Raw genomic sequence first — 23442 nt, 5'->3', positions numbered from 1 at the left:
TTTCGATAGTTTCTTTGGCTTTTCCAAACCGCCTGCATGTCACTAATGCCTAAATGGATCCCGCTCGGGACAAGCTGCGACAGATGCCCCCAGTTCAGTTGAGGTGCCCCCGCACCAGCCCGCGGCCGAGTTCACTGCGGGCATGACCAGGGGGCGTGCCCCTTGGAAGGTCAGGGGTGCGCTTGCGCGGGACTATTAGTTGGGATCGCCAGTTCAAAAAGGATAGAGAGGGGCGGCCTAAAGCGCCCATTCAATGTATTGAATATCCGCCTGCCTCATTCCTGGTGCTATCAACTCAACCCGGACAGCGAACCCCAAGGGGGAAAATTGACTTGTTCGGACAGCTGCCGAATCAAGCCTGTCGATTCGGCAGTCAGGGGAGTCGTGGCACTGGACTTATTGGTCACCAACCGGCGGTACCCGAGATACTGCGTCTAACTGTAAATTGCGACTTGAAACTGACCCGGGCGGCAATTATGTGCTGGCCGTGTCCGGCAGCGCTTTTGACCGCGGGCGGCAACGAGCCTGGAATGTTTCGTTCCGCGCTGCGGCGGCTCCCACGGCGTCCCATACTGTTCCCACAGGCACCGGACTGCCTTGGCGCACTACGGCCCCATAGGATCAGTGCCAACAGCGGGCCGGCCACGAACGGAACCGCCAGATCGCGGTTACCCTGATACGCCGCCGGGATCAGCCGGCAATGGAGCTCGCCTGACAGGTAAGGCAGTGAGTTGCGGGGTGGCCTTCCAGCGGTCTCTGTACGTGTCTCGCCGGTCTGGAGGCTGCCGCGGCCCGACCCTCCGGCTGCCGTGAATGATCAATCCAAGGCGCCACCAATGATCAGTTCCAAGTTGCAGTGGACATCCAGCATCAGGTTGAATTCAGTAGCTTCTGGGACGCAATCATCCCAACTGCTACGTGCTCCGCAGGAGACCTTGGGTGACCGAAGCAGTCGGAGGAGTCGCCAGCACCCGCCTGGGCTCCCTGACGCCGGCTGGAGGGCACTGCTGAGGGGTGCCAGGGGAGAGCTACGCGTGCCGTGCGGGAACTGGTGCACGGACTAACTCCCACAGGCACGAGAAACCAGATGTATCCTCTGAGCCATCCATGCAAGGCATTGTCGTGCGAAGGCCAAGTTGGATCAGCAACCTTGACTTCCGCGTGGCAGACTTCTTATATGAAACTGGCACTGGCACCGATGAAAGATTCCGAACTGCAGGAGTGGATATCCTCTAGCCTCGATGACTACATTGCAGATCGCATAGAGAGCGGCGAGCAGCCGGAACTGGCCAGGGCAACGGCTGTTGACTCCTTCGCCTCGCTCTTTCCGGACGGGCGTGTGCAGGACGGCCACGTGGTTCGCAAAGCCGTCACTGAAGTTGGATCGGCAGTTGGTTACGTGTGGATTGGCCCAGAGAACGATGGTCCCGTCTCGGCTTGGTGGGTTTGGGACATCGCAGTTACAGAAGGGTTCCGTAGTCGCGGTTACGGACGCCAAATAATGGAATTGGCAGAAACAGAAGTGCGAGACAGGGGTGGTCAAACCCTGGGACTTCACGTGTTTGGATTTAACGTGATTGCCCGGGAACTGTATGAGTCCCTTGGCTATCAGACGACATCAATCAGGATGAGCAAGTCATTGGAGTCTGTTCAGGCGTAGGAAGCATGTTCGGCCTGCGCCGTATTGGCTGCCGCGGTGCAGGGCATGTTGCCTTTCTTGGGAAAACTGTACAAAAAATCGGGGCGGCGCCTTGGGAATCATCGGGTGTGGCATCCATGTTGACTATGGGGCGACTTCAGGCATGATCACATCGCCACGGCTCGGGCGACACTGCATGTAGCGCTTCCATCGGCGGGATACCGGAGCGCAACTGGGTTGCTGCGGTGACACCAACTGTGTGTTGGCCGCCTTGTTTGTCGTCGTCCGAGTACCCGATCCGGGCGAAGTTGGCAACGGCAAGGACCAAGTTGCGCCACTGGATTGGGTCGGATGTATATTGGCTACTCAGAGCCACCAGTCCTGCAGGTCGGCCCCTGAACCTCGTTGGCCGGCGACGGTGTTGCGGATAATTTCTGGCTCCCGAAATGATGTGCCGCTCCCGTAGCTGGTGGCTATGTGGTTGCGAGTGCTGGTGCGTCGTAGAGTGTGTCGTCGCGGCGCATGGCGAAGAGGACGTCGCAGCGTCGCCGCGCGAGGGCGATCGAGGCCAGATTGTGCCGCTTGCCTTCGGCGCGTTTCTTGTCGTAGTAGGCGCGTGAGAGCGGTTCCTTCAACGTCGCGAATGCGGACAGGAAGAACGCGCGTTTCAGGGTTTTGTTGCCCTTTTTTGAGGAGTGGTCGCCGCGGATTGAAGTCCCGGATCGCCACGTCACCGGCACTAGGCCGATGTAGGAGGCCAGACGCCCTGAGGACTGGAATTCCTTGCCGGCAACTTTGGTGATGACGCGTGCGGCGGTCCTGACCCCGATGGCCGGCATGGAGGTCAGGACCTCGTGAAGAGCGTGGGCCTCCACGACGGCCTCGATCGTGGTGAGGAGCTCGTTCCGGGCACTACGCAGCTGCTTGAGCATGGACGCGAGCTGGGCCACAACCATGCCTGCGGCACGGGTGCCGAAGACGACCACACCCTGCTCACCCAAGGCGGTGAAAATCTCTGCAGCCCAGCGTTTTCCGGCCCGCGGGGCATGCTTGGTCAGCAAGGTGGCGACCCTAGTCTGGCCGGCCTTGCGGAGCTTCTCCGGGGACGGGTATTTGAGACGGGTATTTGATCAGCAGCTCGGCCATGGCAGCGTGGTCCAGATGGGGCCCGATGACGCGTTCCAGGGCGGGATGGATCTGGGTGAGCAGGCCCCGGATCCGGTTCGAAGCGGCCGTGGCCTGCTTGGCCAGGTCGTCATCGTAGCCGCACAGCATTGACAGCTCCGCGGCCTGCTCATCCGCGATCACGATGCAGCGAAGGGTGTGCGGCAGGGACCGGGCCGCTTCAGCAGTAATGGCAGCGTCTCGGGTAGTTTTGGATTTCTCGGGGTGCAGATAGGCGATGCGGCACATCGCCAGACCTGGAATGTAGCCGACCAGGATGCCTTCGGCCTGGGCCACGGCGACGGGCAGTGCACCAATGGTGGAGGGCTGGTCCACGACGAGCAGTACGGCGCCTTTACCGGCGACGGACTTGATGATGGCACGGAGTTTCGCCTCGTCTTGGGGCAGTGCCCGGTCGAGGAGTTTCTTGCTGGCCCGGTTGATGGCGATGGCGTGGTGATTGCTTTTGCCAACGTCAACACCGATCAAGGCGTCTATGGATTCATGGTTCTTGATCAACGCAAACCTCCAGAAATTGTGTTGTGCATTCCGGTGTTGGCATGTCCTACGGCGGCAAGGCTCGTGCATCTTTGGTTGCGGCTGACCTGCACGATGTTGCCTTGTACTGGTCCGGTCCCTATTAGCGATCCCCTGACGCCTATCGAATCCCGGTGACAACACCCCCGGATCATCAACGACTGGGGGACTGAACCATGCCGGTACTGATAGGCCAACAACCCCTATTTCTAACTCGCCCTTGGGGCGCTTAGAAAAGCAGCTGGGCAGGCACTGCATTCTGTACAGGCTTGCGGACGGCCCGAGGTCTGTCACTGGGACTTCGTCAAAGCCGTAGAATGTCGTTCGCCAGATATTCCTGTGGTTGGCCGGCGAGTCGAGTGGGCGTCGGATATTCAGCAGACATTGCGTGAACAATTCTCACATGACACACACTCCATTACTCGAACGTTGTGGATGATTCACTTTGTATGCCGTGGGCCGGGGTGCCTCGTAGCAACGTGCCTTCGAGATGAATACTGCGTGCCTCGTCTATTCTGCTCGCGAAACTCCCGGGCTGTATGGGCTTCCTGGCAGTAGGATTTGGTTGGGCCGGGCGGATGTGAAGTGGCTGGACCTTGTTGATTCGGTGTGTCACCCGGGCAGGGCGAAGGTGTACTAGGCGTTGGTCCTGCCCGGGTGACACACCGAATCGAGAAGGCGCATTCTCGAACGGTCCCGCTTCGATAGGGTCTTCCGTGTTCGCCAGCCTGACCTTCATGATCGTGGCTGAGGCACCGTGCTCGCGCAGCTAAGCCGCCATTGATCCGGGCTGCGGTAGCACCTTCAAACGACGCGCGTCCTCAGTGCAGGAGCGGCCACGCCATTCGGCTGCTGCACCTGACAACTGATGTCTCACTGCCTCCCGAAACTTCCCGGTTTCAGAGAACCGTGGCCGGCCGGGCAGACAGGTCTGTCAGGAAAGAGTTCCAGAAAGGACCTGAGATCCGACAGCGGGCAGATCGTGGCTTTCCGTAAGCAACAGCGCGGCTCGTTTCGCGTGAGAACGAAACTGGTGCGGCGTTAGAAACTGACACCGGTCTAGTTCCTCATTTAAGATCAGCGACCAAATGCCAAATCAAGGGTCCATCGTCAGCTTGACGCCGCCAACGAAGAACGTCAAGAGGCCGACGAGAACCCCCAGCGTCAGGCAACCTGACTACCCAGCGTCCTCCAATGCGACGTACAACGCCACTCCGCCGCGGAGCACAGCCAAGTCCTGACGGGCAGTGATGTGCGCCCTTAGTGTGCCAGAGAAGGTGGAGCGCCTGGTGTTGAATTACGTTGACGGTGGTGCGGCCCGTTCGTTCCACGATGCTGCCGTGCAGCTCAGTACCTGCCTGAATCAACTATCGCTGCCATTTCTGAGTTTGGTCTCCATAATGAATCCGGGACGAAACCTCACGGTCAAAGATGAGTGATGAGATTCTCGGAACCCGGCAGTCGTCCATCAGCTGGGCGATGTTCACCTCCCGCGCTTCAAGAGAACGATAGCCTTTTTTTGGAGGGCAACGTGGTCTCCCGGGTCGGTTCAGATGCTCCGCCTTGGTGAGCGCTCACGAGGTTGTGGACCACATGGCATGGTCGGTGGGAGCCACCGCCATTGCCGCTGAGGACCAGCATCTCCCTTACGGGGATCCAGAATGTTACCGAGTGAGCCATAGCCACTACTGTCCGACGCTCTTCTGTTGGTGTTCCTCCACGGCGCAAAGCTGGGTATGGGCATAGGCGAGAACACGAGCAGGCGCGATGCCATCGATTTGGCAGAGGATATGGGCGAAACGGCAAAGTTGATGCGTGGCGCCAAGACGGATGGTTCCCATGTTTTTGCCTACGGTCCAGCAGTCAGTCCCGTGTTTCTGATTTGGTGCGGCTGGTGGCGCTTGGCCAGAACCGGGTCAATGCGAGACGTACGAGGACAGGAAGCAGTCTGTACCGGCGCTCTGTGGTTCGTGTTCACGGAGGTCGCAAACAAGCGCAGCTGGCAAGTCCTTGAACAGCGGAAAGAGTAGGCCAAACACCGTGGACATCTCCAAAGCGTTCTGTGCCCACGCAAGGAACGAGGCTGTGCCCTTGCGGAGGCAACCCACGATAAAACAGTCATGACCACAAACGCTTCCTGCTGGCGGTGTGGCCATTGCTTGTCGTCGTGAGCCACTGTGGATCCTGTTTCACGTGAAACAAGATCCACTGCTTCGTGGGGTAACCACTCGGCTCTTTGTTTACACACGAACTCATGACTTCCTCTATACGCGGCCTCAACACATCGCTGACAATCAAACTCATCACTTCGTTGACGCCGTGTGCATCGGTTTGGACCCTCCGGTCAAGCGGCGGGATCGGTCGGCTAATGATCCTTTTCGTACTCGATTCTCTTCTGCACCCATGCCGGGTTTGGGCCACGGATCCTGGTGCCATAGACCTGCCACAACGGCACCAGCCGCTTGCTCGAGGCGACACGCACCGGCAGTGGGAAGTAGATGCTTTCCTTACCGCCGTGGCTGCTGAACAGGGTGAATCCGGTGGCCGTGGCCACCAGCCGGTAGGTGCCTACCAGATAGGTGGGAACCTTGAAGATCCGGCCGCGGTAACAGATCTGCGGGTTGCTCCGCCGAATCTCCACCACGTCCTCGGGCTGATCCCGCCTCTGGGCGGGCAAGACGTCGTGGGTCTGATCCAGGGCTGGGACTTCCCCGTCGCTCGTTCCATCCAGTGATTCAGCGGCGTCGTGGGCCAGTTTCCTGTCCTTGTACGCGGTCGCGATGGCGTGCCCTCGGCGATGTCGATCGGGGTTCCGTACGAGCCGCGATGTTCCCCGGCCTCCCACGCCTGACCGGGGTGAGGTAGGTACTTGCCAGCTTTCAACGGCTGGCGGCGGCGCCGATAGTTGCAATGCCCCCTGTACTGGAGCAGCAGCTAGGAGAGCTGTTCTGGGCGCTTCGGAGCATGGGCGTCAAGGAACCTGACCAGGGTCTGATGGCTGCGCTCGTTCTTCTCCTGAGTCTGTGCGTTTGCCTGACACGCCCGGTGATCCCTTGGCAGCCGTGTTTGGCCAGAAACATCTCAGTCGCGCCAATGACCCCGCGGCGGGCCTGGTTAAAAGTCACCCCGTTGTCACCTAAGAGCTCCTATGGGGCCCGTATACGGCGAAGGCGTCCTCACCGTTTTCCAGCCGGGCAAAACACTGCGTACCCACATCAAAGCACGTCCCGTCATCAAGCATCTGATAGACCAAGTCCTTCGTACCGTCCGGGTCAAACAGGCGATATTCCATCCCGTCAAGCTGCCACTTCTCCATCCGGAACGACCTGTCGAAACGCATCCAGGCACTACGCGGACGCTATCGCCGAATGGTTTTCGTCATCCCTGCCCCGGCAAGGATTCGGCCGATCGTTGCCACCGCGAGGATGGTCCCGGCGAACTCGTCAGTATCCACACCCTCGAACCAGATCGACTGCAGGCCGTTGTCCCAGCCAGACTGCGCCAAGCGTTTACTGAGCCGCAGGACCACCGCCTTGGTCTGGTCCCCATGAACCCCTCGCAGGAGTCTTTGGCGCTCTTGAGCGCGGGTAGAGGGCCCTGTTGCCTCAGCGATGTAGCGTTTCTTCACCTTGTAATAGGAGGGCCTGCTGATGCCCAATCGCTTGCATAACTCTGAGATACTCACAGCAGCATCTGGCGGGTCCGGAGTGAACTCAATGATCTGACGGCGGATCGACGCCGATAAGGAATTTGACCCCCCCATTATCGAGAGATCTCGCGGCCAGCTCGGACCCGGCCATCATCCTTGCTACCAGTAAACGATGTCTTGAAAGATCCCGTCAGCCATGCCCTGAGAGAGCACATCCACAGTCTCGTGGCAACTGTTACCAAATACGGTATGTCATGGGATATTGGTAGTTATGATGCTTCAGCCAACCCTAAGGTCGGGTCTTGCAAAGCTCGTTCCACTGCCATCTGACTGAGGATGGACTCATCCTCGTTTGTAGGTCGGAACCAGATAGGTTCCTCCGGGCAGTCATCTGGAGTTCCATCTGACATGCAGTGCAGGTCCTCTGGATGGCAAGGGGAGCCGATTTCAGATGCATCAGGGGAGTCTGCGATGAGGGCTTCACTGATGAGCCTTTGCAGCCACTGCGGAAATTGCATGAGTGGTCTGTCGTTGATCGCAGCGGGATAGTTCCTGCCAGTTGGCGACGTCCATGAAACACGTCCCGAGCTTTCCATACGTGGCACCCATCCCCGAAGACTTGCACGTTGGCGTTCTGGATTTTGATTGGCGCGGTACTGGCCGTTGCGTGTTTTATCGTCCTTGAAGTGTTTGATCAGGTGGTGATGAAGACAGAGGCACTCAAGGTTGTCAAAGGTAGTATTGCCACCGCTCTCAAAGCTCTTGATGTGGTCAATCTGGGTACTGCTTGCCTTGGCCATGCAGCCGGGGAACTGGCAGTACTCATCCCTGATGGTCAGCATGGTGCGCATTGCCTTGGTGATTCTGTAGGAGTCGGGAGCGGAATTCAACGGCTCATTTGATACGGGATCGACCAAGATCCGGTACATGCTCGACGACTCAGACATCAGTTGCCTAGCCACCTCCATGCTTATCGGTCCAGCACCCTGCATCCAAGCCGGCTCATCTGTTGCTCCAATCATGGACAATGCGGGGACCAGCAAGATGGGCAGAACCTTGGGAAGCGGCGGCCACACCGCCTCGTTGGAGGACGGACAAGCCCTAGGAACCTCATTGCTGTCGATGGGATGTTTGCCTGGCTGCTCTGTTGGCAACGGAACAAGAATCGGAGGCTTCGCGTTGGGTATCCAATCGGGTAGGTTCCGGACGTCGGGCTCCCTGAAACTGGGATCACGGTAGTCAGGGTCGTGGAAGACAGGGATGGCCCAAGGTGGGTAGAACCATTCACGACGGTCAATATCAACGGGGAGGCTACCTGGAGCTGTTTTGGGATCCACCGCAATAGAATATGACTCCGCGTCAAATGCCGGTGTCGAGGAGGCGCTGGATTCAGGCTGTATGGCAGGTTCGTTGGTTCCAGCAGCCCCAGCAATTTCAGCACCGGAGGGGACTCCACCAGAAGGCGTTCGGTCACCGTCCACTGCCTCTGATGCGCGCGACTCTTGGCAGGCCGACTCTTGACGGTCGCCAGCGGAGGCCACAGGAGATGCGGCTGGGTTGGTGGGAGTTGGAGCGGCTTCAGACGGCACGGGAGACGCCGCGGGGGCAGGCTCGGGAGTGGCTGCGGGTGCATAGATCTGATTGTCCGCAAGACTTTGATTGAGGAGCATTGCGGCTGCGACGTCGACTCTTAATTGTGTGAGTGTCCGTTCCTCGTGGGGCCCCTGAGCCGCCTGGGCGGTGGTCGTGCACTGATCCCAAATACCTTCAACGGTGGGTGCCGGTGCGAAGAAGCTGAGCCATGACATTCCGTCCCGCGCGTGGCTCTTGGACATGTGACGGTCCGCATAGGCACGGCGGGTGCGCGGGACGATGCTCTCCGGGTAGCGGCGTTCACGCAGTCTGCGGGCCTTCTCCCGAAAGCTGGGGAGAGTGGACCTCGATGCCTTGCCGAGAAGCAGAAGCTCGAACGCTGAAATGCTCTCTGCTGCTATGCCCGAGGTGCGCAGCAGCGTGGTTTCCTCAGCGATGATGACGGCATGTTCCCAGCCCAACTCGCCGCACTCAAGATGTTCCATGGTGGTTGGCAGTTCGCGTACAAGGGTGGTGGCTTGGGCCATTAACCTGCTCGAGGACCCTTCAGGGATTTGCAGTATGGCTGCAAGCTCGGCTTCCATGCCGGATAGTGAATTGTTCTGCTGCCAGAGATCCAGGGACAGGATGCTGCCCTCCAGGGCAACAGCGGACCGCAGCCTTTCAATCAATCTCGCAGCGAAAGCGGCACAGCGGTTTTGGTGCCACCTAAGTCCTTCAATGGCATCCACGCAGCTGTCCATGAGGACGCGGGCTGCATCAAGTTGACAGCCGGGGCCTTCCTGGCGTTGACCCTCCCCGCCGACTCCAGCGGCACATGTGGCGTTGCCTAGTTCCGGCAAGGGCGGGAGGGAGGATATTTCTGCAATGTCAGAGGCAAGCGGTTCAATGGAAGGAAGGTGCAGAGCAGCGATTAGGTCCGCCACAGAGGCTGTGGTGGATGAAGCATCCCGATCGTTCGGGAAATCCTGTGAATCGCCCATATCTCATTATAGAGCGTTTTAACGGGTGTCACAAGAGGTTTTGTAAACTTCCAGAACATAGTTTCTAAGACTCCCAAGTGTATCCACTGGCGCACGGGTTCGGTAGATAGCAGGGGGTTTTACACTGGCGTCGACGGTTTCACGTGGAACCAACCGGAAGCGGGCCTGGCGGACACCCGATGTGGTCCATTTTAGGGAATGTCGGCACACGTTTTTGGCGCTTAGAATCAATCTGGGGGAAGCGAAATTCCAGGCTTAAATGGGTGTGGACCGGACATTGTCCGGTCCACACCCAACTGATGTTCAATGCGCAGGGCCGCCTGCTCTCAAGGAGCGCCTCGCGAAAGAATCTATTTCAGGAAATCAGCAAATTCTTTTTCAATGTACTGCTTGGGCCGGGCGCCAATGACGGTGCCCTTAACTTCCCCGCCCTCGAACAGGTAGATGGCAGGGATGGAGGTGATTCCGTATTTGGCCGAAATCGCCGGGTTGGCGTCGACGTCCACCTTGACGACATCGACCTTGTCCGAGTGCTCCACGGAGATCTCGTCCAGGATGGGACCAACCTTGCGGCAGGGCCCACACCATTCTGCCCAGAAATCCACGATGACAGGCTTTTCTGACTTCAGGACCAACTCATCGAATGTTGCATCTGATGCGCTCTTGGCGTTGCTCATGGCAATCTCTACTTTCTCTTAGGATTCCTGCTCGGCCAGGAAGTGCTCCACGTCCAACGCGGCAACACATCCTGATCCGGCTGCTGTAATGGCCTGGCGGTAGGTGGGGTCAACGACGTCGCCGGCAGCGAATACGCCGGGCAGGCTTGTCTTGGAGGACCGGCCCTCAACTGCAATGGTTCCGGCAGCTGTCAGTTCCAGCACGCCCTTGACCAAGTCAACACGGGGATCGTTGCCTATGGCAACGAATACGCCGGTGACGGCAAGTTCAGACGCTTCACCCGTCAGAAGGTTGTTCAAGCGAATGCCAGTGACCTTGGCTTCACCATCAACGGCAACAACTTCTGAGTTCCAAATGAACTTGATCTTCGGGTGGTTCAAGGCCCGATCGGCCATGATCTTGGAGGCGCGCAGGGTGTCACGGCGGTGTACAACCGTGACAGTATCGGCAAACTTGGTCAGGAAGATGGCTTCCTCCATGGCTGAGTCGCCACCGCCAATCACCGCAATGTCCTGGCCCTTGAAGAAGAAGCCGTCGCAGGTGGCACAGGAGCTGACTCCGTGGCCAACAAGGCGCTTCTCGCCCTCCACACCCAAAGCGCGGTAAGCGGATCCGGTGGAGACAATAACGGTGCGAGCCTTGAATTCCTGGCCGTCGGCCAGGGTGACAGTCTTTACCGCACCCTCAAGCTCGACTGAAGTGACGTCGTCGTACATCACCTCGGTACCAAACTTTTCAGCCTGCTGGCCAAGGTTTTCCATGAGGTCAGGACCCATAATGCCATCGGGGAAGCCTGGGAAGTTTTCCACGTCGGTGGTATTCATCAGCTCGCCACCGGCCGTCACAGATCCAGCGATCATGAGAGGCTTCAGATCCGCCCTGGCGGTGTAAATGGCCGCCGTGTAACCAGCGGGGCCGGAACCAACGATGATGACATCACGAACGTCGCTTGCGGGGGTAACTTCAGTGCTCACGGGTGGGTGTTCCTCTTCCTTCATTGATTGAACCGCAACGGCAGCCCAACGGGACCTTCGCTATCCACAACCGGCGCGGGAACGCGGTTATTCCGCGCCGGTGCTGCGAGGGCTACTTAATGCTGATTTCAGAAATCTTCAAGCCAAAGGGGTACGTCACAAACGGTGCCAGGTTCGGCAGCTGCGTGAAGTTGATGATGACGTATTGTGCCTTGACTCCGGGGGCGGCAGTCAGTGTGAACTCGGGGGCGCTGAATGAGCCGCTGCCGATCTTCGTGGCGCCCTCAAGTGACGGCTTGCTGTTGGTCAAGATGTTGAACTGGCCGCCGGAACCGGTCAGCTGGTTGATCGTGACCGAGCTGATGGTGGACTCTTCGGCCAGCGCAGCAACAAGGTTGATGCTGTCCGTCATGCCGGCAAATTCGGCGTTCGAGAACTCTACGGTGGGCCAGTAGGTGCCCGTGTTGCCGTCGATGGCGTCCTTCAGGCGGGGGAAGTACGTTTCACCGTAGTTCGGCACGCCCGGGGCGTATTCGGTGATGTCCGTCAGATCCGTGACCACCGGAGCCACCGGTTTTGGCTCGACGGGGGCCTCGGTGGTGGGTGCATTGGTTGATTCACCGGTCGGCGCGGAGGTGGTGTTGCCCGCCTGGTTGGAACCGTCAAACAGGCCGCCAATGTGCTGGACGGCAAAAATGAGGGCGACAATAAGCAGCACACTGACGATGGCGCCGGTCAGCCAACGGCCGCTGATGCGTGGCGCATTGCCGTCGTCTTCGTACACTTCCTCATCGGCGTAATCGTCACTGGCTTCACGCAACTCTGCCGGGAATATTCCTGGCCGGTGGGTTTCGGCTTCGGCGGCAGGCTCGTCATGGTCATCATTGATGAAGCCGTAGTCGGCGTCATCCCAGAGCGTGACCTTGGCAGGTGTCTTTTGCGCTGCAGGTGGCACGACGGCGGCACCGGACTGAGTGGATCGTGTCACCGCTGCCGTGGGTGGAGGAGTCGGAGCCGGCTCCTGGCGCACCTTGGGGAGGGGGTTGGCGGGTGTCAAGGGCGAGTCGTCGTCATAGACGTAGGCGCCGCCGCCGGGTGCAGCATCACGTGCCGCACCGAAGATTTCAGTGCCGAGCGTATCGGTGAAGAACGGCTCCTGGTAGACATCATCCGTTGGCTCGGTGGGCACAACAAGATCAAGCAGGTCCGCAGGGGTGGTCCGCGCCGCGATCAAGTAGGTTGAATTGTCCTGGACGCCCAGGTCCAGGATTGAAACATTGGATACCCGTGCACCGGTGGCAACTTCACGGGCACTTTGCGTCAGATGTGCTGAATTATCAACAGCAGAGACCAGTATGCTGACGGGCCGGTTAAGTACCTGGTCCAGGCCATCCAAAATGACGTCGTTCTCGGCGGAAGCCAAGATACGGCCAGTCACCTTGTAGCGACCGCCAAGGATGGAGCCCACATCAATAGGTTGTGGCACCAATTCCTCCTCTTACATACAGGGTGGCCTGTGCTGGGTATTCGCACAAAGCCATATTTTGACTGATTCTATAGGAAAACACTGCAAGCACCACGGTTGCAGCCGTGGCTCGCCGCAATGACATTAAACTCAACTACCGGGATGGCAGGCGGTTGCGAACTTTGGCCAGCAAGGGATTCAACAGGGCATCCACTTCGGCGACACGCAATTGTTTGAGAATAACAATATAAATTATCGCCATGGCGGTGCCCACCACCGCCAAGACTATTGCGGAGGCGGCAATGGATGACCACATGAATCCCTCAGGTGTGGAACTGCCAAAGAAGCGAAGTATGACTTCGCCTGCAATGCCGGCGACCAGGGCAGCAATCAGGTAGCGCATGTGCGCCCGCAGGATCAGGCCACCACCGTAATCACCGAGCTTTGCGCGGAGGAAGAAATGGCTGATGATCGGGGCGGAAACATTGCTGATGGTGTAGCTGAGCGCCAACCCATAAATGATCCATTCATGCGGCAGCTGGCTGGCAGCCAGTGCCGTGCATAAACCAATCCCCACCATGATGCACTGAATAATGAACGGCGTCTTGGCATTCTCCTGGGCATAAAACACCCGGTTAAGGATAAAATTGATGCTGTAAAACGGGGCTCCGATGGCAAGAATGGCCAGGGTGATGGCCACCTGCCGGCCGACGTCGGGCTGGTTGCCGGAGAAGAGCATGCCAAAGGGGCCGGAAAGCACCACCAACGCGATGCCGGCAAACACCGTGGCGATGCCGGTGGTGCGCAGTGCCGTGGACAGCGAGCTGCGCACCCCCGAGAGGTCCTTGCTGGCAGCCGCATGGGCCATGGCCGTAAACATCACCGTGGCGATGGACAGGGCAATGATCGAATGCGGCATGATGTACAGCTCGGTGGCGCGGCTCAATACGAACATGCCAGGAACGTCGGATTGTGGGGCGGCTTCACTGTCCCCGCCCGTCGGGATGGTGGCGACCCGCAGGATGACGAGGAAGAACAAATTGCCGATGATCATGGTGCCCATGGTCCAACTGGCAATCTTGGCGGTTGAGCCAAGCCCCGTGCCCTTCAACCCAAACTTGGGGCGAAGGTTCAGGCCCAGCCTGTGCACTGGAATGATCAGCACAGCGGCCTGGACGACGATGCCCAGGGTGGCCGTGCCGGCCAGCATCCAGGTTTCCCCCAGGGTCCAGTTCTCCACGGTGTGAGGGGTGGCTGCGGCGCTGCCGGCAACGGCAATGAAAACCAGGAGTCCAGCAATGGCCACCACATTGTTGATGACCGGCGCCCACGCGTAGGCCTTGAAGGCGTTGTGCGCGTTGAGCACCTGGCCCAGCAGGGAATACAGGCCGTAAAAGAAGATTTGCGGCAAAAGGAACAGACCAAAAGTGATGGCGAGTTCCATGTTTCTGCCCGTGAATGACATGGTCAGCCCCATGATGGGAACCACCAGGAGCATGACCACCACAGTGAGGCCCAGCAGGCCAAGAATGCCAATGGTCAGCAGCCGGGAAATGAATTCGGTGCCCCGGTCCGGATCCTTGCTGGCCTTGGCGATCTGCGGAATCAGCACCGCATTGAAGACGCCGCCGGCAAGCATCACAAAGATCAGGTTTGGCAGGTAGTTGGAACCCTCAAAGATGTCGGCGACCGGGGTGCCGACGATGGCGATGGCCAGCACCATGCCCTTGATGAAACCCAGAATGCGCGATGCCAGTGTCCCGATGGCCATGGAGGCGCCGGAACGTGCTGCGCTTGTCCCTCCGGTACTTTCCCTGCCGGTGCTTGTTCCGTCAGCGCTTGTTCCTGCAGCGGACGACGGCGCACGGCCGGCGGTTCCGTCGGTGGCATCGGTCACCAGCGACTGCGACTGGGTGTACGGGTCCGCCTGCATGGCCGAATGCGGGGAAGCCTGCACGGCTGCCAGCATTGAGGTGTCCATGCTGAGCAGGTGGGCTGCCACCCGTGGCGCTGCGGTGGGTTTTGGCGGGATCTGAACCCGTTCTTCGTTAGACATCTCTCCCATCATCTCACCCAAGCCTTGAGGAGCGCTGATAACAGTGGCGAATGGGGTGCGCCGGTGACAGCGGAACGGCTGCTTAGAAAAGGTGGTGGCTAGAAATGGCAGTGCCTAATGGCAGCGCCTAGAAATGCACGGGCAGCAATTCCCGGGCAAGGTCGGTGATGCGGCGTTCGTTGGGGAAGGAGAGCTTCTTCGCCAGCTCATCCAAGGGAACCCACGCCACGTCGACGGCCTCGTGGTCGGGGTCGTTCTCAATGGTGAGAAAGCCGCCTGTTGCCCGCAACAGGAAATGGTGGACTGTCTTGTGCACCCGGTGGCCGCTGACGGTAAACCAGTAATCAATGCTGCCCAAGGGGGCCAGCACGTCCCCGGCGATCCCGGTTTCTTCCTCAATCTCCCGGACAGCAGCCTCGGCATGCGTCTCGGCACCTTCGGGATGACCCTTGGGCAGGCACCACTCAAGCCGACCACCGCGGTTGATGCGCGCAATGATCGCAACCCGAGGTCCGCCGTCGTGCATCTCAATAACCACACCGCCGGCAGAGACTTCCTCCATGGTGGGCAGCTGGCTGGGGACCGGCTGTGCGGCGGGCATGCCCTGGGCGCCCATTGCCGGCGGCAACGGGTTCCTCTTGGGCGCGCGCGGCACTGGGTGAACCATGGAGTCCACTCTAGCTATCTTTGGGCACGGATGATGACAGGGTGGCACGCGGTTTGCCATGTCCGTAAAAGCAGGCGGAGCGCGCGAACGGGTGCGTGCCGGGAAAAGTCTGGCATTCTTAAGGAACCATGGATTTAGCGCTTGATACTTCAAAATTTGACCCGGTCGTCCTCGAGCTTGGACGGCTTTTTGCCGACGCCGGATACGAGCTTTCCCTTGTTGGCGGACCTGTGCGGGACCTCTTTTTGGGACGAACATCCCCTGACTTGGACTTCACCACCAACGCCACACCCGAGCAGATCCTCGGTGTGGCCAAAAAGTGGGCGGACTCGCATTGGGAAATGGGCCGGGACTTCGGCACCATCGGCTTCCGGAAACGCAACCGGAACAAGGAGGTGCTGCTCATAGAGATCACCACCTACCGTGCCGAGGCGTACGATCCCGACTCCCGCAAACCCATTGTGGCGTTCGGAACCTCTCTCGTGGACGATCTGCAGCGCAGGGACTTCAGCGTCAACGCGATGGCGCTGCGCCTGCCCGAGATGGAACTCATCGACCCGTTTGGCGGCGCTGCCGACCTTGCCGCCGGCATCCTGCGGACTCCGGGAGCCGCTGAGGACTCCTTCTCCGACGATCCACTGCGCATGATGCGGGCCGCCCGCTTCGCCTCCCAGCTGGGCTTTTCCCTGCACTCCGACGTGCTGGCGGCCATGACCGGCATGGCGCAACGGATCAGCATCATCTCTGCGGAGCGTGTCCGGGAGGAACTGGTGAAGCTGATTTGTGGTGCACACCCCCGGGCCGGTGTGGACATCCTGGTCGACACCGGGCTGGCCGAATTGGTGCTGCCGGAGGTACCCGCACTCAAGCTGGAAACCGATGAACACCACCGGCACAAGGACGTGTACCAGCACTCGCTGCAGGTGCTGGAACAGGCCGCATCCCTGGAAACAGGACCGGATGGCGCCGTGCCCGGCCCTGACTTTATCCTGCGTTTCGCTGCCCTGATGCACGACGTCGGCAAGCCCAAGACCCGCCGTTTTGAACCCGGCGGAGGGGTCAGTTTCCGCCACCATGATTTGGCCGGGGCGAAGCTCACAGCCAAGCGCATGAAGGCCCTGCGCTTTGACAATGACTCCATCAAGGCCGTGTCCCGGCTGGTTGAGCTGCACATGCGTTTCTACGGATATGGGGAAGCTGGCTGGAGCGATTCTGCTGTGCGCCGCTATGTGACGGATGCCGGTCCGCTGTTGGAGCGCCTGCACAGGCTGACACGTTCGGACGTGACAACACGCAACCAGCGCAAGGCAGAGCGGCTCTCCTTCGCCTACGACGACCTGGAACAGCGCATCGCCGTCCTGGCCGAACAGGAAGAACTAGACTCCATCCGTCCCGATCTGGACGGCGGCGCAATCATGGCCTTGCTGGACATCAAGCCAGGCCGGGTTGTGGGCCGCGCCTACAACCACCTGCTGGAACTTCGCATGGAACACGGACCCTTGGGGCCTGAAAGAGCCGAAGCAGAACTGCGCAGCTGGTGGACGCAGCAGCCAGAATCACAACCGGCAGAAGCTGCCAGGGACTGAGACCGAATACATTCCTTTTTCGTAATATTCTCTGATTGGAATATGCACCATGAGCAATGAATCTGCAGAAACCATCCCGGCCAGCGCCGCGGCCATCCCCGGCGGCCCCAAGCTGTGGCTGCTGCGCCACGGCGAGACCGAATGGTCCCGCAGCGGACAGTACACGGGACTGACCGACATGCCGTTGACAGAAGTGGGCGAAGGGCAGGCGCGCTCCGCGCAGGCCGCACTGTCCGGCGTCGAGCTCGACCTAGTGCTCACCTCACCGCTGCAACGGGCCCACAAGACGGCCACGCTGGCGGGCTTTCCCGACGCCGTGGTGGAGCCGAACGCCGTCGAATGGGACTACGGCGATTACGAAGGCATCGACAGTGCCGTGGTGCGGGCACAGAACCCCGGCTACCTGATTTGGGATGATGGCGTGCCCAATGGCGAGTCGCTGGAATCGGTGGCTGCCCGGGCGGACCGCATCGTGGAGCGGGTGCGTGCGGTGAAACGGGACGACGGTGCACCGGCGAACGTACTGTTGGTGGCGCACGGGCACTTCTTGCGCATCCTGACAGCCCGCTGGCTGGGTCTGCCGGGCGGGGAGGGTCGCCACTTTGTGTTGGGCACAGCGAAGGTCTGCACCCTCGGCTGGGACAAGAAGACTCCCGCCGTTGAGCAGTGGGGCCTGTAGCCCTGAGGGTGGGGCTGTCGCCCGGCGGAGTGGGGCTGTAGCTTGGCGCTGAAGCTTTCCCGATAACACTTTCCCGGTGATGCTTTCCCGGTGGCTGGGCCGCCACCCGGTAGGCTCGTGATCATGCAGGAATCACCGCCCTTGGGGTCATCGACCCCGCATCCCCTTGTTGTTCCTTCACGTAGCGACGCCTTGCTGTCCACCATGACGGAACCGGTGGGCGGGCCGTTGGGGAAACGGACCGCCCCGGGAGTCATCCAGCCGGGGTTCTTCACGGTTGAACGGGTGCTGGTGCTCATGACAGCTGTGGCCGCACTGATCGCGGTCCTGGGCAAGTCGCACTGCCGCACCTCCGGGTGGACCACGCCGGACCAGTACTCCACCGTGTGTTACTCGGCGTTCCCCAACTCCTTTGTCAACGACATGCTCGGCACACACTTTCCGTTCTTCAGCCAGGGATCTCCGTTTGGGGATTCCGTGCTGGCTGGCTGGGTTGCCGGCCTGACCGCCTGGTTGACGTCATGGCTGCCGGCTGCAAGCGGCGACGGCGCCCCGCGGCAGCTGGCTTTCTTCGACGTTAATGCCGCACTGATTGCGGTGCTGTGGATCATCACGGTGGTGATTGTGGCCCGTACGGCTGGCCGCCGGAGTTGGGACGCCGCGATCGTGGCCACCAGCCCCGTGCTCATCCTTATGGCCTACGTGAGCTGGGATTTCTGGGCGGTTGCCCTGGCGGCTGTTGCCGTCTATCTGTTTGCGCGCAGCAGGGTGGTCGCCGCCGGGGCGGTTCTGGGTGTTGCGGCGATGGCGGCCCCCTACCCCTTGGTGATTCTGCTTGCCCTGCTCTTTTTGGGGATCCGTGCCGGTCGGGTGACAAAGATGCTGGAAATGCTGGCCGCAGCGCTGGTGGCCTGGTTGCTGGTGCTGACGCCCGTCATGCTTGTCAATCCTCCCGCATACCCGAACTACCTCAGGGCGTTGCTGGCGGCTAAGCCCAGCGAGTCGTCCATTTATGGCGGCTACAACCTCGTCGCAGAACGCATGGGCTGGGTGTCCATGGATGTTGGCGTGGCTAATGCGCTGGCCACGGTTTTGCTGGCGGTGCTAGTTTTTGGCCTGTTGACACTGGCCCTCTATGCACCGATTCGGCCCCGGGTGGGACAGCTGCTGTTCGTGGCGGCGGCTGGGTTCATGGTGCTGAACAAGGGGGCCGAACCCTGGCATGCCATGTGGCTGCTGCCGCTGGTGGTGCTGGCCCTGCCACAGTGGCGGCCGGTGCTGTTGTGGCAGGCTGCCGTGGTGGCACATTTCATCGCCTTGATGCTGTTCCGCAGCAAGATTCTGGGCGACATTGGCAGCCAGCACGCCATCGACATGCCGTATTTCCTGATGGCCGCCATGTTTTCCGCCCTGGCGACCTGCGCCCTGGTGGGCATTGTCATCCGGGACATGTACGCCCCGGAACACGATGTGGTGGCCCGCGGACGCATGGCGGATCCGCAAGCCGGGGTGCTGGGATCTGCGGCTGTAAAGCCAGCTGCCAGCGTGGACACAACTTCGGTGGGCACCCTGTCCTCTGGCACCCCCACTGCGGGCGACCGGCATGGTTGATGTAGCAGTTGTTGGCTCGGGGCCGAACGGCCTGGCGGCCGCCGTAACCATGGCCAGGGCAGGACTCTCCGTCCAGCTTTTCGAGGCTGCGGATGCGGTGGGCGGCGGTACCCGCACCGCGGAGCTGACACTGCCCGGGTACCGGCACGATGTATGTGCGGCCGTGCATCCAATGGCCCTGGCGTCACCGTTCTTCCAAGCATTTGAGCTGGCCCGGCGGATTGAGTTGTTGGTGCCCGACATTTCCTATGGACACCCGCTCGACGGCGGACGTGCCGGAATTGCCTACCGCAACCTCGAGCGGACAGCTGAGGGACTGGGGGCCGACGGGCAGGCCTGGCGGCACTTGATGCAGCCGCTGTTGAACCGACTAGCCGGCGTTGTTGACTTCACCCAGGACAATTTGCTCCGGTTCCCCCGCGACCCGCTAGCCGTGCTGCAATACGGCTTGCGGACCCTGGCCCAGGGCACGCCCGCGTGGAACCTGGGTTTCCGGGAAGACGTTGCCCCGGCCATGCTCACAGGAGTGGGGGCGCATGCGATCGGGCGGTTGCCATCGCTGGCCACATCCGGAGCAGGGTTGTTGTTGGGGGTGTTGGCACATGCCGGGGGATGGCCCGTGCCCAAGGGCGGCACACAGGCGATTGCCGATGCCATGGCCGCCGACCTGGTGGCCCACGGGGGGAGGATTTCACGCTCCGAACGGATCGACAGTGTGGCCGAACTGCGGGCGGCAACCGGTGCGAAGGCCGTCATCTGCGACACCACGCCCAGGGCATTGGCGCTCATGGCACGCCCTGAGCTGCCGCTACGTTATATACGCCAGTTGGAATCGTTCAAGTACGGTGCCGGCGTATTCAAGGTGGATTTTGCGCTGTCCGGCCCTGTGCCGTGGACGGCTTCTGAGTTGGGTCAGGCGCCCACACTGCACCTCGGGGGGTCGAGGGAGGCGATTGCCTTTGCCGAGGGCGAGGTGCTGGCGGGCCGGTATCCGGCAGACCCCTATGTTCTCGCCGTACAGCCGTCGGTCATCGACGCCAGCCGGGCACCTGCGGGCCGCCACACCTTTTGGGCCTACACACACGTGCCCTCCGGGTCCACGCGGGACTGCAGCGAACAAGTTATTGCCGCCGTGGAGAAGCACGCCCCGGGATTCAGGGACCTGATTCTGGCCAGTAGTGCGCAGACAGCGCAGGAAACGGGAGACTACAACGCCAACTATATTGGCGGGGACATCGGCTCCGGCGCCGTTACGATGGCGCAGCTGCTCAGGCGTCCGGTCATCTCCCGGGACCCGTGGCGCACTCCGGCGCCCGGACTGTATTTGGGCTCAGCCTCGACGCCGCCGGGTCCGGCAGTGCACGGCATGGGCGGCTGGTTTGCTGCCAGATCGGCGCTAAAAAACACCTTCGGCCTGCCCACGCCACCCCTCGGCCTGGATGATTGAGCCACCAGCGCTCCCCGCCTCAACCACCGGCATTCAACAACCCGCATGCTGCTGCGCGGAGCGCAGTAAACATCTGACCCGCAGAAAACGGCGAGAATTCAACGAAATCGTTGACGTATCGCCATTGTCTGCGGGTCAGCTGAAAAGCAGGGAAGGGTGCGGGGGCTAGTTGCGGCGGTCCAGGGTGCCCAGGGCCGCTCCGGCAGCGTCGGTGACAGTCAGGACGTCGCCGTCCAGATGGCCGCCGGCAGCCTTTGACAGCCAGGTGTCAACGCCCTTGCAGGCCATCAACGTGCCGCCAAGGTTCTGGAAGGTCAGTTCACCCTCGGTGAGGAACCACTGGCCGGAGAGGCGGTTGCAGCCATCGCTGCCGTTGATGAAGCCGGCCTTTTCAAAGGACGGGTCCTGGTCGGCGGCCAGGGCAAGCTCAAGATACGGCTTCTTGTCGGTGTTGTAACCATCGCCCCAGGTGCCGACGGGGCCGGTTGCGGCACCGCAGGAAGAGATGGTCAAAGCAAGGAGAAGGCTGCCGGCAAGGGCTGCGAGGCGTTTCATTGGGGTGGGGCTCCGATCGCGCTGAACTAGACGTGCGTTTCCCTTATGTTATTGCATGGCTGCGCAATCCCGGCCTTCCGGCAGGGAGAACGCGCAGCCACGGGAGACGGCTAGCGTGCGCCCACGCCGGCCTCGGCCGGAACAGGTGCCGTCAGGACGCCGTCGCGCATGGTGGCGACAGCATCGGTGAGCGGCACGAATTCGGTGTCGTGGGTGACCATGACGGTGGCGACGTTGAACTCGTCGCTGACCTTGCGCAACAGACGCACGATCGAATCGCTGCGTGAGTGGTCAAGCGCTGCCGTGGGCTCATCCACCAACAGCACTTTTGGCTGCGCCATGAGTGCGCGGGCAATGTTCACGCGCTGGCGCTGGCCACCGGAAAGCTGGTGCGGACGCTTGTTGGCGCAATCGGTCAGGCCCACCAGGTCCAGCAGTTCGGCCGCCCGGACCCCTGCAGCCTTCAGCGACTTGCCGCGCAGATGATCGGTGATGATGAGCTGCTCGGCAGCTGTTAGGGATGCCAGCAGGTTGGGCTGCTGAAAGATGATCCCCACCTTGTCCCGGCGCAGTTCGGCCAGCTCTTTTTCGCTGAGCCCGGTGGCGTCGACGCCGTCGATCAACACCAGTCCGCTGGTGGGCTTGATGAGCGTTGCAGCAACCGCCAGCAGGCTCGACTTGCCGGAACCCGAAGGCCCCACCAGCGAGATGAACTGGCCGGGGTGAACGGTGAGATTCACGGTGTCCAGCGCCGTCATGGTGCCTTCGCCATCCGGGTATTCAAGGGTGACGTTGACGAGATTCAATGCAGTCATGGCTGATTCCTTAATAATTGTGGGAGGGGTTTCGACGGGCTCGACCGGTGGGAGCGGCTGGGTAGGCCCACAACTCTGACTGAGGGGCCCGGGCGGAGACGCGTCAGCGGATCCGGGTGGGAAGAGCTGGGGATCAGTTGCCGCCGAGGGCGATCATCGCGTCCACGCGGGTGACCTTGCGGACCGCCAGGGCGGCGCCGGCCAGGCCCAAGGCCACGATGCCCGCCATGGGCAGCAGGGTGGTTGCGGGGGTCAGCAGGAATGGCGCGGCTTGGGCAGCGAAGAAACCGCCAACAATGCCCACCAGCCCGCCAATTCCCGCACCGGCCAACAGCACCAGGGCTGCCTGGGTCAGTGCGTCGCGCAGCAGGTAGCTGCCTGAGGCGCCCATAGCCTTCAATACGGCAATGTCGCGGGTGCGCTGGACGGTCCAGACGGTCAGGAACGCCACGATCACGAGTGCAGAGATGCCATACAGGAAGGCCTGCATCATCATGAGTGAACCGTTTTCGCTCTTGTAGCCACCGAGTCCGGCGAAGGATCCGCTGCGGGTGGTGCTGATGGTGCCGGCTGCGGCATTGGCGGCGTCGGCGTCCACTGTGGCACCCTTTTCGTACGTCACGGCGAGCAGTGTGGCCAGTTGGTCCGGGTCGCTCAGGTGGGCAATCTTTGTCCATGTAGGCAACGTGGTCCAAACGACCGAGCTGTGTGAGTACCACTGGTCGGGGACAATCCCGCCAACTTTAAGTTCGGTTCCTGCAATGGTCACGGCATCGCCGGTGGCGAGTGAGAGTTCCTTGGCAACGCCTTCACCGATGACCACTGTTGTGTCACTGATGGCCGACGGCGCGATCCCGGCGTCTGCGGCCGACCCGCCCTCAGCCGGGTTGCCAACGCCAAAGACTGCGACGTTGGTGATGCCCTGGCTGTCGCCGGCACCCTGGAAGCGGCTCTGGCTCACGCCCATCGGGACGGCCGAGGCAACCCCGGGCACGCCAGCCCAGGATTCGGCCTGTTCTGCCGTCACCTGGCTTTCGGTGAAGGAAACCTTGGGTTCGTTATTCGCCGGGGCGCCGAACACTATTTGGCTGACGGGAGCATCTGCGGCTTCGCCCAACGCCGCGACGGCGGAGGTGGACTGGTTACCGAGGCCGGCGGTGAGGCCGGAGAGCAGCACGAGCAGCAGGCTGATCAGTGCCACGACTGCGCCCATGAGGGCAAACCGTCCTTTGGCAAAGCGGATGTCTCGGATGGCGAGGAACATATTGACGCTTCTTTCATGTGCCGGACCACGAAGATTTGTCCGGGAGGTTTTGCAAGTACTTCCACTCTCCTGCGAAAAGG

General features: G+C 60.9%; 14 protein-coding genes and 2 pseudogenes. 5 read left to right on the top strand and 11 right to left on the bottom strand.

All coding sequences use genetic code 11. From position 1 onward, the window contains the following. Positions 1-1177 precede the first annotated feature (1177 nt). The gene (locus art_RS13065; protein WP_157875259.1) at positions 1178-1660 is read left to right on the top strand and encodes an N-acetyltransferase; all 483 of its coding nucleotides are present in this window, start codon (positions 1178-1180) and stop codon (positions 1658-1660) included. 452 nt (positions 1661-2112) lie between these two features. Here the strand turns inward: art_RS13065 and art_RS13060 are convergent. The 8 genes and pseudogenes from art_RS13060 to art_RS13010 form a co-directional block, all read right to left on the bottom strand. Beyond that, positions 2113-3322, bottom strand: a pseudogene (locus tag art_RS13060) (IS110 family transposase). A gap of 2383 nt (positions 3323-5705) precedes the next feature. Next, positions 5706-7103 (bottom strand): annotated as a pseudogene (locus tag art_RS21710) (IS481 family transposase). Positions 7104-7258: 155 nt separating this feature from the next. Beyond that, on the bottom strand, positions 7259-9313 hold the full coding sequence (locus art_RS13035; protein ID WP_162182057.1) for an HNH endonuclease: 2055 nt from the start codon (positions 9311-9313) through the stop codon (positions 7259-7261). A gap of 602 nt (positions 9314-9915) precedes the next feature. Beyond that, positions 9916-10242, bottom strand: coding sequence for a thioredoxin (gene trxA / locus art_RS13030; RefSeq protein ID WP_038465477.1), 327 nt, complete (start codon positions 10240-10242; stop codon positions 9916-9918). 18 nt (positions 10243-10260) lie between these two features. Then, positions 10261-11241, bottom strand: coding sequence for a thioredoxin-disulfide reductase (gene trxB / locus art_RS13025; protein WP_052136503.1), 981 nt, complete (start codon positions 11239-11241; stop codon positions 10261-10263). 88 nt (positions 11242-11329) lie between these two features. After that, on the bottom strand, positions 11330-12703 hold the full coding sequence (locus art_RS13020; protein ID WP_038470115.1) for a hypothetical protein: 1374 nt from the start codon (positions 12701-12703) through the stop codon (positions 11330-11332). A 133-nt stretch (positions 12704-12836) separates the two neighbouring features. Then, positions 12837-14738, bottom strand: coding sequence for a murein biosynthesis integral membrane protein MurJ (gene murJ, locus art_RS13015; RefSeq protein WP_052136498.1), 1902 nt, complete (start codon positions 14736-14738; stop codon positions 12837-12839). A gap of 127 nt (positions 14739-14865) precedes the next feature. Further along, on the bottom strand, positions 14866-15405 hold the full coding sequence (locus art_RS13010; protein WP_173425238.1) for an NUDIX hydrolase: 540 nt from the start codon (positions 15403-15405) through the stop codon (positions 14866-14868). A 128-nt stretch (positions 15406-15533) separates the two neighbouring features. Here art_RS13010 and art_RS13005 point away from each other — a divergent pair, with 128 nt between their 5' ends. The 4 genes from art_RS13005 (at position 15534) to art_RS12990 (ending at position 20728) form a co-directional block, all read left to right on the top strand. Continuing rightward, complete coding sequence (locus tag art_RS13005) at positions 15534-16991, top strand: CCA tRNA nucleotidyltransferase (protein ID WP_038465471.1); 1458 nt, start codon at positions 15534-15536, stop codon at positions 16989-16991. Positions 16992-17040: 49 nt separating this feature from the next. Further along, positions 17041-17670, top strand: a complete 630-nt coding sequence (locus art_RS13000) for a histidine phosphatase family protein (protein WP_052136496.1) — start codon at positions 17041-17043, stop codon at positions 17668-17670. 123 nt (positions 17671-17793) lie between these two features. Next, a complete protein-coding gene (locus art_RS12995) occupies positions 17794-19281 on the top strand; it encodes a hypothetical protein (RefSeq protein ID WP_157875258.1) in 1488 nt (495 codons plus the stop codon). Further along, entirely contained in the window at positions 19274-20728 is a 1455-nt protein-coding gene (locus art_RS12990; protein WP_038465469.1) for an NAD(P)/FAD-dependent oxidoreductase, read from the top strand. Before art_RS12995 ends, art_RS12990 begins: the two co-directional genes overlap by 8 nt. A gap of 165 nt (positions 20729-20893) precedes the next feature. On the opposite strand, the gene art_RS12985 is transcribed toward art_RS12990, so the two are convergent. From art_RS12985 to art_RS12975, 3 genes are all read right to left on the bottom strand, one after another. Further along, positions 20894-21283, bottom strand: a complete 390-nt coding sequence (locus art_RS12985; RefSeq protein WP_038465467.1) for an META domain-containing protein — start codon at positions 21281-21283, stop codon at positions 20894-20896. Between the two features lie 110 nt (positions 21284-21393). After that, positions 21394-22098: an ABC transporter ATP-binding protein gene (locus art_RS12980; protein ID WP_038465465.1), complete on the bottom strand. Its 705-nt coding sequence runs from the start codon at positions 22096-22098 to the stop codon at positions 21394-21396. Positions 22099-22231: 133 nt separating this feature from the next. Next, entirely contained in the window at positions 22232-23362 is a 1131-nt protein-coding gene (locus art_RS12975; RefSeq protein WP_038465464.1) for an ABC transporter permease, read from the bottom strand. Between the last annotated feature and the right edge of the window lie 80 nt (positions 23363-23442).

The sequence above is a fragment of the Arthrobacter sp. PAMC 25486 genome, assembly GCF_000785535.1.
GTDB lineage: Bacteria > Actinomycetota > Actinomycetes > Actinomycetales > Micrococcaceae > Specibacter.
Note: the sequence above shows the minus strand (reverse complement) of the source record. Positions and strands in the feature narration are given on the sequence as shown.